We start from the raw sequence: 12,614 nt of genomic DNA, 5'->3' as shown, positions 1-12,614 counted from the left end.
GGCCGGGTCTCTCTTGCTGGCAGAGGGGCGCTGTCCCCGGCTTCTCCTGGCAGTGGGCGCTGGCCCTGGCTTGTTCCCGGCAGTTCCCGACCGTTCCTGACAGTGGGGCCCTGTCACTGGCACTGGTCCCGGCTGGTCCTGGCAGAGGGGGCTTCGTTACACGAAGGGGAAGGACAACCGTCATGTCGATGGACAAGTTCGAGCCGCGGCTGGTCGAGGCGATCGGTGCGGAGACCGCCCGGGCCCGGGACCGCGGGATCGCCGCGGGCGAGGTCACCGAGGGGCAGAAGTTCCACGTCACCATCTCCCACCACGAGACGCTGTCCGCGCCGGAGAGCCACGGCGGCCCGGCCGGGCTGGAGCAGCTGCAACTGCGGGCGCAGGTCAGCCAGCAGCCGATCATCGATCGGCTCGACGGGCTCGGAGCGTCCGCCCGGGGCCACACGCTGACCAACGCGGTCACCGCCGAGCTCACCCCGGCGCAGATCGAGCAGGTCGCGCAGCTCGACGAGGTGAAGCTGATCCGCCTGGAACGCCTCGACAAGGTGACGACGATGAACCAGAGTGTCGCGGTGATCGAGGCCCGCGAGGCGTGGGAGGAGTTCCGGACCGCGGGGTCCGGAGTGCGGGTGGCCGTGCTCGACACCGGCATCGACGGCACCCACCCGGCGCTGACCGGCAAGGTGGTCGACGAGTTCAGCACGGCCGGCGAGCCGGTCACCGTGCCCGGCGACCACGGCACCCACTGCGCCGGCACCATCGCCAGCAACGACGCGGTGTACCGCGGCGTGGCCTGGCAGGCCGACCTGATCAACATCAAGGTGCTGACAGCGGCCGGGATGGGCACCCCGGCCGGCGTGATCGACGGTCTGGAACAGGCGGTCCGCCGCAACGCGCAGGTGGCCAGCCTGAGCCTGGGCTGGAGCGAGATCTTCCACGGGTGGGTCTGCGACGACGCGGACTGCATCCTCTGCCAGGCGGCCGACAACGCGTCCCGGCTGGGCGTGACAGTGGTGGTCGCGGCCGGCAACGAGGGCACCGCGGGGGCCGGCACCGGGCAGCTGAACATCCGGCACCCCGGCGCGGCCCGCCGGGTCGTCACCGTGGGAGCGGTGGACAAGGCGAAGCAACTGGCGTCGTTCTCCAGCATCGGCCCGGGCAGCGGACGGGTCGGTCCGGCCAGCCCGATCCGGCTCACCAAACCGGACCTGGCCGGTCCCGGCGCGGACATCGTCTCGTCGGTGCTCGGCGGCGGGTTCGCCTCGTTCAACGGCACGTCGATGGCGACGCCGCACGTGGCCGCCGTCGCCGCACTGGTGATCGAGCAGAACCCGGGCATCCGGCCGATGGTGGTCAAGAAGCTCCTCGAGGACACCGCGGAACGCCTCTCGTACGGACCGAACGAGACCGGGTACGGCCTGGTGAACGCCTTCGCCGCGATGCTGCCGATCCTGGGCAAGGCCGCGTGAGCGCCGACAAGGTGGACCCCGCGATCCTCCGGCAGGACGGGGACCGCGGGGTGCCGGTCGTCATCGAGCTGCACGCCGTGCCGGCCGGGGAGGCCGGGCTGGGCGGGCTCGCCGAGCGGGTCAACGACGCGCAGGCCGGCGTTTTCGCGCACCTGAACGAGCTCGGGGTGGCCGGGGCACGGGGGTTGACACTGACGAACGCGGTGCTGGCCACGCTCACCCGGGACCAGGTCCTCGCGGTTGCGGCGCGGCCGGACGTACGCAAGATTCTCTTGGACGAACCGCGACAGGTGATCTGACCGCACTCGACCGGGTGGCCGGCCCGCCGGGTCAGGCCTCGGCCGCCTGGCGGCGCAGCTCATCGGCCACCTGCGCACCGGTCGGGGCCCGCTCCGGGTCGACCAGCCACTGCAGCATCAGCCCGGTCAGCATCGCCAGCGGCACCGAACCACCCATGCCCTCCCGGCCCTGTTGCTGGGCCCGGGCCAGATGCTCGCGCAGCTCGGGGGAGTGCTCCGCCTGCACCGCCGCCTCCAGCTGCGCGATCCAGAGGGGCCGGTGGGTGCCGAACGTGTCGATCAGCGCCTGCCAGCGCTCCTCCACCGACCCCTCCACCGCTCGCTCGGCGACCGTGGCGCTCAGCTCCTCCACCGCCTCGATCAGGGCCTGGACCAGCAGCGACTCGCGCGACCCGAAGTGATAGCCGATCGCGGCGTGATTGACCCCCGACGCGAACGCGATGTCCCGCACGGTCGTGCGCGCCCAGCCGCGCTCGGTCAGACATCGCTTCGCTCCGGCGAGGAGTGCTTCTCGGTTTCCCACGGCTCGATCATACCCGCCATCTTAACCACGCGGTTTATCCAAATGGATTGACCGGATGGATAAATCTTCGCTACGGTCGTCGCCATGACCGACGTCCTGATTTCCGGCGCGAGCGTCGCCGGCCCCGCCCTCGCCTGGTTCCTGCGTCGCGCCGGTGCGCGGGTGACAGTCGTCGAGCGCGCCCCCGGCCCACGCGACAGTGGCTACGCGGTGGACTTCCGTGGTCCCGCTCTCGACGTGCTCGCCGAGATCGGCATCCTCGATGAGGTCCGCAGCCACGAGACCCGGATGCGCGGCGTCACCATGCTCGCGCCCGACGGTTCGGTCACCGGCGAGCTGCCGGCGTCCACGTTCGCCGGTGACCTCGAGGTGCCCAAGCGCGCGTTGACCCGCATCCTGCACCGCGTGGTCGACGCCGAGTTCCTCTTCGACGACACCGTCACCGCCCTGGAGCAGCACGACGACCGGGTCACCGTCGCCTTCGAGAGCGCACCGACCCGCGACTTCGACCTGGTCTTCGGCGCCGACGGCGTCCACTCGGCGGTCCGCCGCCTGGCCTTTCCCGGCACCGACCCGATCGAGCATCTCGGCATGTCGGGTGCCGGCTTCACCACCGGCAACCTCCTCGCCCTCGACCACCAGGGCCTGCTCCAGCCCGCTCCCGGGCGCGCGGTCTACGCGTTCTCCGCGGACGACCCCGCCGCGATGACGGTGAGCCTCTCCTTCGCGACCGCCACCGCGGAGTTGGACCGGGCCGACCGCGCCGCCCAGGAGGCCGCCGTCCGCGCGGCCTTCGCCGATCACCCCTGGCCGCAGACGCCACGCCTGCTGGCCGCGATGACCGCGGCGTCCGACTTCTACTTCGCCTCGACCTGCCAGGTCCACCTGGACTCCTGGTCGACCGGTCGCGTCGCCCTGCTGGGCGACGCCGGCTATTGCGCCGCCCCGACCAGCGGCATGGGCACCTCCCAGGCCCTGGTCGCCGCCGCCACCCTGGCTCGCTGCCTGGCCGAGGCCGGGAGTGACCACGCCGCCGCCTTCACGCGATACGAGAAGGAGCTACGCCCCTACGTCACTGACAACCAGCACCTGGGCCGCCAGGCCGTCAGCACCTTCGGCGGCTGACCCGGGCCGGTGGCCGATCCGCGGGTGGCCGGCTCCCGCCGACCGGTCAGGCGCCGAAACGACGGTGGCGCGCGGCGTAGGAGCGGAGAGCGCGAAGGAAGTCGACCTCGCGGAAACCGGGCCAGTAGACGTCGCAGAAATGCAGCTCCGAGTAAGCCGCCTGCCAGAGGAGGAAGCCCGACATGCGATGTTCACCGCTGGTGCGGATGACCAGGTCAGGATCGGGCTGGCCATGGGTGTAAAGGTGTTCGGCGATGCGGTCGGCGGTGAGCCGCTGGGCGATGTCGTCGACGGTGCGGCCGGCCCGGGCCTCGGCCTCCAGCAGGGAGCGGAGAGCGCTGACGATCTCGTCGCGCCCGTCGTATCCGATGGCGACAGCGACGTGGAACTCGGCGCCGTTGTCGCGCGTCGCCTCCTCGGCCAGCTTGAGGGCGTGCCGCGTGGAGTCCGGCAACACGTCGAGACGGCCGGCCAGGTGGACCTGCCAGCGGCTGTCGGCCCGGGCCAGACGGGTGGCGACAACCTGCTCGATCATGCGCATCAGGTTGTCGACCTCGCCGGGGTCGCGCTTGGTCACGTTGTCGACCGACGCCACGAAGACGGTGACGTGCCGGATGCCGGCAGCCCAGCACCAGCCGAGCACCTCGTCCAGATGCTCGGCGCCGTACCGGTGACCGATCCGCGGGTCGTCGAAACCCATCTGGCGGGCCCAGCGGCGGTTGCCGTCCATCACCATCGCGACGTGGCGGGGGAGGGCGGCACCCGCGAGTCGCGTGCGGAGGCGGCGGGCGTACAGGGTGTAGGCGGCGGCTTTGAGAGACCTCAGCATTTCCGGATCCCACCACGCCCGGCGAGTCTGGCCGCCGATGAACACAACACCTTCACAAGACCGGCACAGCGCTCACACCCCGCCCGGTGTCGTGCGGACAGTGGGGTCTCGAATGCTCCCGGACGACGGTTGAACAGGAACAGGCCGAGAGCCTGCGCCCACGGCGGCGGCCCGATCAGCCCGACGAGCCGGCAGCCCTCGCCGTGCGGGAGGAGGCGAGCACGCAGCGCGCGCCGGAACGGATCGCGGGTCGTCGGATCGGGGGCGTCGACGTCCAGCTCGTCATCTTCGAAGATGCCGCGGATTCCGCCGCTTCGAAGATCGAGAACAGACCGGGGACGGTCGATGCTGACGGCCAGACGGCGTCGCGCCTCGTCGATGGTCAACGGCGACACCAGTCTGACCGAGTCGACGCCCCAGAACACCATCCAGGCAGTGATCCACTTACCGGGGCACCCCGACGCCTTCGCCGATGACGCTGCGATACGGTCCGGGCGTGATGCCGGGCGTTGTCCTGATCTTTGTCGATGTCGATGGGCCGCTGATCCCGTTCAAGGCCCGGGCCGTTCGACGAGCCGGTGGCGCGTCCGGCGAGCCAGCGGCGGACCGGGGCAATCCGTTGCTGGATCGACTCGACCCGGAGGACGGCCGGAGGCTTCTGGCGCTCGGGGGTCAGTTGGTCTGGGCAACGACCTGGATGGCACAGGCCAACGAGGTCGTCTCGCCGCGGTTGGGGCTGCCGGAACTGCCCGTGGTCGAATGGCCGGACGAGGACGAGGACGAGGACGTGGCTGGCGGTCTGCATTGGAAGACCGTCTTCTTGACGCGGTGGGCCGCCGGCCGCCCGTTCGTCTGGCTCGACGACGAGACGACCGATGCCGATCGGCGGTGGGTGATGGCTAATCACCCGGGGCGGGCGCTGGTGCATCGGGTCGATCCGTATGCGGGTTTGAGCGAAGCGGACTTCTCCGAGGTTCGCCGGTGGCTCGAAACCGTGTGATCGGCGCCGGCGGCGGTGCTCACCCGGCGGTGGCGAGGTCCATGGCCCGGCACCAGCGCTCGGATCGGAGGGAAAGTCGCTCGTGGATCGGGTGCCGATGGGTCAGGATGGCCGCGTGAACGTGTCCGATCCCGCCGAGCTCGTCCGACGCGGCTACGATGACCTGTCCCAGCGTTACCGTGGCGACGACGACGCCCCGGCCGAATACGCGCCCTGGCTCGACGACCTGCAGCGGCGGCTTCCGGCCCGGGCGAGCGTGTTGGACCTCGGCTGCGGCTGCGGCATCCCGGTCGCCAAGGCGGTCGCCGGCCACGGTCACCAGGTGACCGGCGTGGACCTCAGCGCAGTCCAGATCGACCGCGCCCGTCGGCTGGTGCCGCAAGCCACGTTCGTGCAGGCCGACGCCACCCGAGTCGAGTTCCCCGGCGACTCGTTCGACGCGGTCGTCTGCCTGTACGCACTGATCCACATGCCGCTGGAAGCACAACCGCGCCTGCTTCAGCGCATCGCCGGCTGGCTACGTCCCGGCGGGATCCTCCTGGCCACGACCGGGGCCCAGGAGTGGACCGGTACCCAGAACCGATGGCTCGGCGGCACCGTCCCGATGTGGTGGAGCCACGCCGACGCGGCCACCTATCGTGAGTGGATCATCCAGGCCGGCCTGCACATCGAGTCGGAACGGTTCGTGCCGGAAGGGGACAGCGGGCACCAACTCTTCTGGGCACGCCGGCCGCTTCACTGACGCGGGGGCGCCTTAGAGAGTTCCGCGGCGCGACTCCCACATCGAGCGGGTCATCTCGTATTCGACCTCGCCGGCTTCCGAGCCGGGCAGCGGATCGTCCCAGACCGGGTGGAAGGTGCGCACGTAGCGCATGCCGACGCTCTCCATCACGCCGCGCGAGCCGATGTTGACGGCCATCGTCTGCGCGATCACCCGGGACTGCCCCACGGTGTCGAAGGCGTGCCGCAGCAACGCCCGCGACGCCTCGCTGGCCAGGCCCTGCCGCCAGTAGCGGCGGGCCAGCCGGTAGCCCAGCTCGGCAACGGTGGGATCGTCGGGCTGGTCCTCGCCGTGCGCCGGCGGCAGCATCATGAGGCCGACGAACTCGCCCTCGACCTCGGTTTCCGGCGCCACCGAATCACGCCGCCCGCCGCCGGAGCCGAAGGCCATCCAGTAGCCGAGCCCGTCCACCTTGGCGGCCAGCGCCATCCGCTCCGCGTGCGAGGCGACCACCTCGTCGCGGGTCCGCGCCCGGCCCCAGATGTATTTCAGCACCTCGGCATCGGCGTCGAGTTCCACCTCCAGCTCGAAGTGCCGGTCGGTCAGCGGCACGAGCAGCAGCCGGTCGGTTCGCAACGTCGGTTGGCCCATGCCGTCACCCAAACACACCCGTCGCGCTACCGCGATCAGATTCCGGATGGCCAAAAGCCGGTGCGGGCCGTCGCGGTGGCGGGTGCGGGTGGGGCGAGGCGACCCGGTCCGCTGGGGACCGGACCGCCTCGGATTTTCGGTACGGCGTCAGGCCGGCCAGGCAACGCTCAGGTAGTGGGTCTCCTGGAACTCGCGCAGCCCGTCCCGGGCGCCCTCCCGGCCCAGGCCGCTCTGCTTCACCCCACCGAACGGGGCGGACGGGTCGGACACCAGGCCGCGGTTGACGCCGACCATGCCGGCCTCGACGGCTTCGCCCAGTCGGATCGCGCGGGCCAGGTCACCGGAGAACACGTAGCCGGCGAGGCCGTATTCGGTCGCGTTGACCAGGTCGAGCATCGCGGACTCGTCGGTCCAGGTCACGATGGGTGCGACCGGGCCGAAGATCTCGTCCTGCAGGATCTCGGCGTCCGGTGCCACGTCGACCAGCACCGTCGGCGGGTAGAAGTGACCCGGCAGCGACGGCGTGGCGGCCTGGTGGGCGATGCGGGCGCCGGCCGCGACGGCCCCGTCGACGGCGCGGGTCACCCGGCGCAGGGCCTGCGCACTGATCAGCGGGCCGATGTCGGCGCCGTCCGCGGCGGCACCCACTGTCAGCTTCTCCACCGCCGCGCCGAAGCGGGCCACGAACTCGTCGGCCACCGACGCGTGCACGTAGAACCGGTTCGCCGCGGTGCAGGCCTGTCCGCCGTTGCGGAACTTGGCGATCATCGCTCCGGCCACCGCGGCGTCCAGGTCGGCGTCGTCGGCCACGATGAACGGGGCGTTGCCGCCCAGCTCCATCGACGAGTTCACCACCCGGTCGGCGGCGTGGCGCAGCAGCACCCGGCCGACGGCGGTGGAGCCGGTGAACGAGATCTTCCGGACCCGCTGGTCCGCCAGCCAGGCGCCGACGACCGAGGACGCGTCCGAGGTCGTCACCACGGTGACCACGCCGTCGGGCAGGCCGGCCTCGGTGAGCAACGCGGCGATGGCGAGTGCGGTGAGCGGGGTCTCGGCGGCCGGTTTGAGCACCGCCGTGCAGCCCGCGGCCAGCGCCGGGCCCACCTTGCGGGTGATCATCGCGGCGGGGAAGTTCCACGGTGTGACCAGGGCGGCCACCCCGACCGGGCGGTGCGTGACCAGGGTGCGGGCGCCACCGGCCGGCGCCTCGCCGTATTCGCCACCGGGGCGGACCGCCTCCTCGGCGAACCAGCGGAAGAACTCCGCGGCGTACGTCACCTCGCCGGCCGCGTCGGTCAGCGACTTGCCGTTCTCCCGGGAGATCAGCTCGGCCAGCTCCGCGCGGTCGCGCAGCATCAGCTCGAAGGCCCGGTGCAGGATTTCCGACCGGTGCCGCGGGGCGGTGCGGGACCACGCCGGGAACGCCGCGTGCGCCGCGTCCACGGCCGCCCGCGCGTCTGCGACACCCTGGTCGGGCACCTCGGCCACGGCGGCCAGGGTCGCTGGGTCGGCAACGACGATGGTGCCCATCAGATCTCCTCGACAGCGGTGGCGAAGGTGGCGGCCCGCGCGGTGGCGATGGCCGGTGCGACAGCGGTGGCGACCGGCCCGCTCATCGGGTTTCCTCGAAGGCGGCGGCCAGCACGTCGAAAGCGTCGTCGAGCAGCTCGTCCGAGATCGACAGCGGCGGCAGGAAGCGCAGCACGTTCCCGTAGGTCCCGCAGGTCAGGACGATCACGCCGCGCTGGTGGGCGTACCGGGAAATGTCGCGCGCCAAGCGCGGATCCGGCTCACCGGAGCCGTCCCGCACGAGCTCCACGGCGAGCATCGCGCCGCGGCCGCGCACGTCGCCCAGCCGGCCGTCCGCCGCCTGGATCTTGTGCAGGCGGGTCTTGACCAGGGTTTCGATCTCCCGGGCGCGGGCGGTGAGGCCGTCCGCCTCGATCGTCTCGATGGCGGCCAGGGCGGCGGCGCAGGCGAGCGGGTTGCCGCCGTAGGTGCCGCCGAGCCCACCGGAGTGCGGCGCGTTCATGATCTCGGCGCGGCCGGTCACCGCGGACAGCGGCAGGCCGCCGGCGATGCCCTTGGCGGTGACGATCAGGTCGGGGACGACGCCCTCGCTGTCGCAGGCGAACATGTGGCCGGTGCGGGCGAAGCCGGTCTGCACCTCGTCGGCCACGAACACCACGCCGTTGGCCCGGCACCAGGCGGCCAGCGCCGGCAGGAAACCGGGGGCCGGTTCGATGAAGCCACCCTCACCCTGGATCGGCTCGATGACCAGGGCGGCGAGGGTGTCCGCGCCGATCTGCTTCTCGATCTGGTCGATGGCGCGGGCCGCCGCCACCCGGCCGTCGAGGCCGCCGTCACGGAACGGGTAGGACAGCGGCGCGCGGTAGACCTCTGGCGCGAACGGGCCGAAACCATGCTTGTACGGCATGCTCTTCGCGGTCATCGCCATGGTCAGGTTCGTCCGCCCGTGGTACGCGTGATCGAAGACCACCACCGCGTTGCGCCCGGTGTACGCCCGAGCGATCTTGACAGCGTTCTCCACCGCCTCGGCACCGGAGTTGAACAGCACGCTGCGCTTCTCGTGGCCGCCGGGCGTGACCCGGTTCAGCGCCTCGGCCACCGCCACGTACCCGTCGTAGGGGGTGACCATGAAACAGGTGTGGGTGAACGCGCTGACCTGCTCGGTGACCGCCGCGACCACCCGTGGCGCGGTGGCGCCGACGGTGGTGACGGCGATTCCGGAACCGAGATCGATCAGCTGGTTGCCGTCGACGTCGAGCACGATGCCGCCGCCGGCGCGCGCCGCGAACACCGGCATGGTGGTGCCGACGCCACCGGCCACCGCGGCCAGCTTGCGTTCCATCAGTTCCTGGGACCGGGGGCCGGGCAGCTCGGTGACCAGCCGGCGTTTCTGTTCGAGGCTCACACCGTGCAGTCTCTTCAGCACTGCGTATGCTCGTCCAGTTCCCATTGGGCCTGTGACCCATGCTCGGGAGGCATACATGGAGCTGCGGCTGCTGCGGTACTTCGTCGCGACCGCCGAGGCGGGCACCGTGAGCGCGGCGGCGGTCCGGCTGCACCTGACCCAGCCGGCGCTCTCCCGGCAGCTGCGCGTGCTGGAACGCGATCTCGGGGTGCCGTTGTTCGACAGGTCCGGGCGGCGGCTGGACCTGTCGATGACCGGGCGGGCGCTGCTGCCGCTGGCCCGGGACGTGCTCGGGCGGGTGGACGCGCTGCGGGTGGCGGCCATGGTCGCGGCGTCCGGCCGGCTCGAACGGCTGACCATCGGGGCACCGACGGTGACGCTCACCGACGTGGTGTCGCCGTTCATCGCGACCCTGGCGCCGGAGGATCCGACGGCCGACGTGCTCGGCGCCGACGGGCTGTCGCCGGTGGAGACGCTGCGGCTGGGCGCCGACCTGGCCATCGGGACGGTGCGGGCGCCTGATCCGTACCGGTCGCTGCCACTCGCGGTGCTGCCGGTGTGGGCGTACGTCGACGCCGAGCACCCGTGGGCCGGGCGGGGCGAGATCCCGCTCGCCGAGTTGCTGACGTCGACGCTGATCGTGCAGCCGGTCACGTCCACCGCGCGACAGTCGCTGGAGGCGGCGGTGACCGCGGCCGGGGCGTCGTACTCGTCGTCGATCGAGGCGGCCAACGGGACGGTGGCGCAGGCCCTCGCCGCGGCCGGCCGGGGCATCGCGGTGGCCTCGGACGATCCCCGGTTCGGGCTGGTGCCGCTGGCGGTCGACGTCGGTGGCCGGCGGCTGAGCATCCGGCTGGCGGCGGTCTGGGACTCCCGGCACGCGGCCGCACCCACGCTGGAGTCGTTCGCGGAGCGGCTCGGCGGGTTCGTCCGCGACCGCTACGACGCCTCGGCCGGCTGACGGTGTGGCCGGGCGCGGCCGGCCGGTGCGCGACGCCGGCGGGCGGTGACGTCAGGCCAGGTGGGGGACCAGGGCGACCAGGTCGAAGGCGTCGGCCACCGGCAGATCGACGTAGCCGTCGAGGTTGCGGAAGCGCCGCGGGCCGCCGGGCGCGCCGCGCAGCGGCCGCAGGTCGGCGAGCCACGGGCCGTCCGGGGACCCGGGACCGGTGACCCGCGGCGACGCCGGGTCGGTGAGGAACGCTTCGACGCTGCCCGGGGCGGGCGGCGCCAGATCGACGGTCAGGACCTCCGCGCCGCGCTCGGTGCCCGGAGCCGGGCGCCGGGTCGGGGTGCGGCCACCGACGGCCGTGACCGCGATCGACAGGTACGCCCCGCCGAGCTCGGCCGCCAGGTGACTGCCCATGACCGGCACCTCGAAGGTCCCGCCCAGCATGATCGGAATCCGCTGCAGGTGTGTGTTGGCGGCCGAGACGACGATCCGCCGGCCGTCCCGGAGCAGGTGCCGTACGGTCTCCGCCATCGCGGCGTCGCGCACGTTGACTGCGGCGTGGATCCCGGATCCGTTCGCGGCGGCGAGCTGGGCACGCAGCATCTGGTCGAGCAGCACGGCGAGGCGCAGCTGGTGGCGGGCGGTGGCGTAGCCGGGTGCGCCGCCGCGCCGCTCGTACAGCGGGCGCAGGGCGTCGACGCGGGTGGCCAACTCGGACAGCAGGAGCGTCTGCGCGTCCCGGTCGGCGGCCGGAACCGCCTGATAGGCGCGGAACGCGGCCATCGTGTACGGACTGGCCCAGCGCAACGCGTACGTCCGAAGGTGCTCCAAGGTTTGTCGCGCCGCCGGGTCGACCTCGGCGAGGTAGTGCGCCACGCCGTCCAGCGCCGGCAGCGGGGAGCCGAGGTCGGCGGGCAGGTCGAGGCCGGCGAAGCCGACGTCACCGCCGCCGGCGTTGTGCTCGCGCAGCCAGGCGAGCAGGTCCCGCGTCGCCACGGCGCTGCCGAACCCGTACGTCAGGCCTTGATCCGCGACCTCCGCGAGGTCGCCGGATCCGTCACGAATCCAGCGGTCGACCAGGAGACCCTCGCTGAAGCCCGACTCCAGGGCCAGCACGCCGAAGCCCATCCGCTCCACCAGGAATCGGGCGAGATGGTGCCTGACCTGCTGATACTCCCGGACATTGTGCGCGGACTCGCCGATCCCGACGACCTGTGCGTCGCCGACCAGCTGCCGCACCCGCTCGAGGTCGAACATGACACTCCCTTGTGGCCGGTCCCAGGAAAGATCGCTACCCTAGCGGCCCGACCCAAGGCTCCTAGAGTCCTAGGATGCTTTAGAGGGAGTGCGGCAGGCCATGCCGGACCTCACACCGTCGGGGATAGCCTTGAGTGCCGCCGTCGACCGCGCCGCCTCCGGAGGATCGATGCTCGGTTCCGCCTCACCCATCGCGTTCCTTCCGTCGACTGACCTCGACCGGTCGCGGCGGTTCTTCGCCGGCACGCTCGGTCTCGCTGTCGACGAGGTCACGTCGTTCGCCTGCGTCGTCCGGGTCGGGGCGACGACGCTGCGGGTCACCAAGACCGATCAGCTGCGACCGCAGCCGTTCACCGTGTTCGGCTGGGAGGTCGCGGACATCGACGCGGTGGTGGCCGGGCTCAGTGGTGTGGGCGTCACGTTCCTGCGCTATGACGGTATGGAGCAGGACGGCGCCGGCGTGTGGACGACGCCCGGAGGCGACCGCATCGCCTGGTTCCGGGATCCGGATGGCAACATCTTGTCCTTGACGGAGTTCGCCCAGCGCTGACCAGGGCAGGGGAGGGGCGGTCCCGGCCGCCGTGCCGGTCCGAGACGCGCGACTTGCGGCTATGCGCGGGAGGTGATTAGCGAGTGGGCAACGACGTCGTCGATCGACGGCTGGGCCTAAGGTCGCGCTATGGACCTCCGTCGAGACCCGCGCGCCGATCCCTGTCTCCGGCGCCGGGAATCGCCACCGGAGCCTCTCACGGAGTCCGTCCCGGAGCCGTACGCCCGCCCCCTCGGGTGGGCGCAGGAGGGTCCGACCGAAGTGAGGGTTACGGTAGATCATTAGCAATTCGAGGATAAGGTT

General features: G+C 71.9%; 14 protein-coding genes. 7 read left to right on the top strand and 7 right to left on the bottom strand.

What is annotated here, in order from left to right; genetic code table 11:
* Nucleotides 1-182: 182 nt before the first annotated feature.
* Both Actob_RS23410 and Actob_RS23405 read left to right on the top strand, forming a co-directional pair.
* Nucleotides 183-1,469, top strand: a complete 1,287-nt coding sequence (locus Actob_RS23410) for a S8 family peptidase (protein ID WP_284913935.1) — start codon at nucleotides 183-185, stop codon at nucleotides 1,467-1,469.
* Complete coding sequence (locus Actob_RS23405; RefSeq protein ID WP_284913934.1) at nucleotides 1,466-1,768, top strand: hypothetical protein; 303 nt, start codon at nucleotides 1,466-1,468, stop codon at nucleotides 1,766-1,768. Before Actob_RS23410 ends, Actob_RS23405 begins: the two co-directional genes overlap by 4 nt.
* 31 nt (nucleotides 1,769-1,799) lie before the next feature.
* On the opposite strand, the gene Actob_RS23400 is transcribed toward Actob_RS23405, so the two are convergent.
* Complete coding sequence (locus Actob_RS23400) at nucleotides 1,800-2,291, bottom strand: TetR/AcrR family transcriptional regulator (protein WP_284913933.1); 492 nt, start codon at nucleotides 2,289-2,291, stop codon at nucleotides 1,800-1,802.
* An 84-nt stretch (nucleotides 2,292-2,375) separates the two neighbouring features.
* Between Actob_RS23400 and Actob_RS23395 the strand changes: the two genes are divergently transcribed.
* Entirely contained in the window at nucleotides 2,376-3,416 is a 1,041-nt protein-coding gene (locus Actob_RS23395) for an FAD-dependent monooxygenase (protein ID WP_284913932.1), read from the top strand.
* Nucleotides 3,417-3,462: 46 nt separating this feature from the next.
* Here the strand turns inward: Actob_RS23395 and uppS are convergent, their stop codons facing one another.
* Both uppS and Actob_RS23385 read right to left on the bottom strand, forming a co-directional pair.
* Nucleotides 3,463-4,245 carry a polyprenyl diphosphate synthase gene (gene uppS, locus Actob_RS23390; RefSeq protein WP_284913931.1) on the bottom strand — a complete coding sequence of 261 codons (783 nt, stop codon included), beginning with the start codon at nucleotides 4,243-4,245 and terminating at the stop codon, nucleotides 3,463-3,465.
* Nucleotides 4,239-4,631: a hypothetical protein gene (locus tag Actob_RS23385; RefSeq protein WP_284913930.1), complete on the bottom strand. Its 393-nt coding sequence runs from the start codon at nucleotides 4,629-4,631 to the stop codon at nucleotides 4,239-4,241. The genes uppS and Actob_RS23385 overlap by 7 nt, the downstream gene beginning before the upstream one ends.
* A 113-nt stretch (nucleotides 4,632-4,744) precedes the next feature.
* On the opposite strand from Actob_RS23385, the gene Actob_RS23380 reads away from it, so the two are divergent.
* Both Actob_RS23380 and Actob_RS23375 read left to right on the top strand, forming a co-directional pair.
* On the top strand, nucleotides 4,745-5,245 hold the full coding sequence (locus Actob_RS23380; protein ID WP_328518446.1) for an HAD domain-containing protein: 501 nt from the start codon (nucleotides 4,745-4,747) through the stop codon (nucleotides 5,243-5,245).
* A gap of 115 nt (nucleotides 5,246-5,360) precedes the next feature.
* Entirely contained in the window at nucleotides 5,361-5,987 is a 627-nt protein-coding gene (locus tag Actob_RS23375; protein ID WP_284913928.1) for a class I SAM-dependent methyltransferase, read from the top strand.
* 12 nt (nucleotides 5,988-5,999) lie between these two features.
* Here the strand turns inward: Actob_RS23375 and Actob_RS23370 are convergent, their stop codons facing one another.
* The 3 genes from Actob_RS23370 to gabT all read right to left on the bottom strand — a co-directional run bounded on the left by Actob_RS23370 (nucleotide 6,000) and on the right by gabT (nucleotide 9,597).
* Complete coding sequence (locus tag Actob_RS23370; protein WP_284913927.1) at nucleotides 6,000-6,617, bottom strand: GNAT family N-acetyltransferase; 618 nt, start codon at nucleotides 6,615-6,617, stop codon at nucleotides 6,000-6,002.
* Between the two features lie 147 nt (nucleotides 6,618-6,764).
* On the bottom strand, nucleotides 6,765-8,147 hold the full coding sequence (locus Actob_RS23365) for an NAD-dependent succinate-semialdehyde dehydrogenase (RefSeq protein ID WP_284913926.1): 1,383 nt from the start codon (nucleotides 8,145-8,147) through the stop codon (nucleotides 6,765-6,767).
* Nucleotides 8,148-8,229: 82 nt separating this feature from the next.
* Nucleotides 8,230-9,597 carry a 4-aminobutyrate--2-oxoglutarate transaminase gene (gabT, locus tag Actob_RS23360; protein ID WP_407653382.1) on the bottom strand — a complete coding sequence of 456 codons (1,368 nt, stop codon included), beginning with the start codon at nucleotides 9,595-9,597 and terminating at the stop codon, nucleotides 8,230-8,232.
* 31 nt (nucleotides 9,598-9,628) lie between these two features.
* Here gabT and Actob_RS23355 point away from each other — a divergent pair, with 31 nt between their 5' ends.
* On the top strand, nucleotides 9,629-10,513 hold the full coding sequence (locus Actob_RS23355) for a LysR family transcriptional regulator (protein WP_284913925.1): 885 nt from the start codon (nucleotides 9,629-9,631) through the stop codon (nucleotides 10,511-10,513).
* Nucleotides 10,514-10,564: 51 nt separating this feature from the next.
* Here the strand turns inward: Actob_RS23355 and Actob_RS23350 are convergent, their stop codons facing one another.
* A complete protein-coding gene (locus Actob_RS23350; protein ID WP_284913924.1) occupies nucleotides 10,565-11,761 on the bottom strand; it encodes an erythromycin esterase family protein in 1,197 nt (398 codons plus the stop codon).
* Nucleotides 11,762-11,930: 169 nt separating this feature from the next.
* Here Actob_RS23350 and Actob_RS23345 point away from each other — a divergent pair, with 169 nt between their 5' ends.
* Nucleotides 11,931-12,311 (top strand): VOC family protein, encoded by a 381-nt coding sequence (locus Actob_RS23345; RefSeq protein WP_284913923.1) that lies wholly within the window; start codon nucleotides 11,931-11,933, stop codon nucleotides 12,309-12,311.
* The last annotated feature ends 303 nt before the right edge of the window (nucleotides 12,312-12,614 follow it).

The organism is Actinoplanes oblitus, assembly GCF_030252345.1.
GTDB lineage: Bacteria > Actinomycetota > Actinomycetes > Mycobacteriales > Micromonosporaceae > Actinoplanes > Actinoplanes oblitus.
Note: the sequence above shows the minus strand (reverse complement) of the source record. Positions and strands in the feature narration are given on the sequence as shown.

Coding starts and splice junctions, on each gene's coding strand:
- Actob_RS23365 (WP_284913926.1), bottom strand. CDS start 8,147: ATGGGCACCATCGTCGTTGCCGACCCAGCGACCCTGGCCGCCGTGGCC.
- Actob_RS23345 (WP_284913923.1), top strand. CDS start 11,931: ATGCTCGGTTCCGCCTCACCCATCGCGTTCCTTCCGTCGACTGACCTC.
- Actob_RS23380 (WP_328518446.1), top strand. CDS start 4,745: ATGCCGGGCGTTGTCCTGATCTTTGTCGATGTCGATGGGCCGCTGATC.
- Actob_RS23395 (WP_284913932.1), top strand. CDS start 2,376: ATGACCGACGTCCTGATTTCCGGCGCGAGCGTCGCCGGCCCCGCCCTC.
- Actob_RS23355 (WP_284913925.1), top strand. CDS start 9,629: ATGGAGCTGCGGCTGCTGCGGTACTTCGTCGCGACCGCCGAGGCGGGC.
- gabT (WP_407653382.1), bottom strand. CDS start 9,597: ATGGGAACTGGACGAGCATACGCAGTGCTGAAGAGACTGCACGGTGTG.
- uppS (WP_284913931.1), bottom strand. CDS start 4,245: ATGCTGAGGTCTCTCAAAGCCGCCGCCTACACCCTGTACGCCCGCCGC.
- Actob_RS23350 (WP_284913924.1), bottom strand. CDS start 11,761: ATGTTCGACCTCGAGCGGGTGCGGCAGCTGGTCGGCGACGCACAGGTC.
- Actob_RS23410 (WP_284913935.1), top strand. CDS start 183: ATGTCGATGGACAAGTTCGAGCCGCGGCTGGTCGAGGCGATCGGTGCG.
- Actob_RS23370 (WP_284913927.1), bottom strand. CDS start 6,617: ATGGGCCAACCGACGTTGCGAACCGACCGGCTGCTGCTCGTGCCGCTG.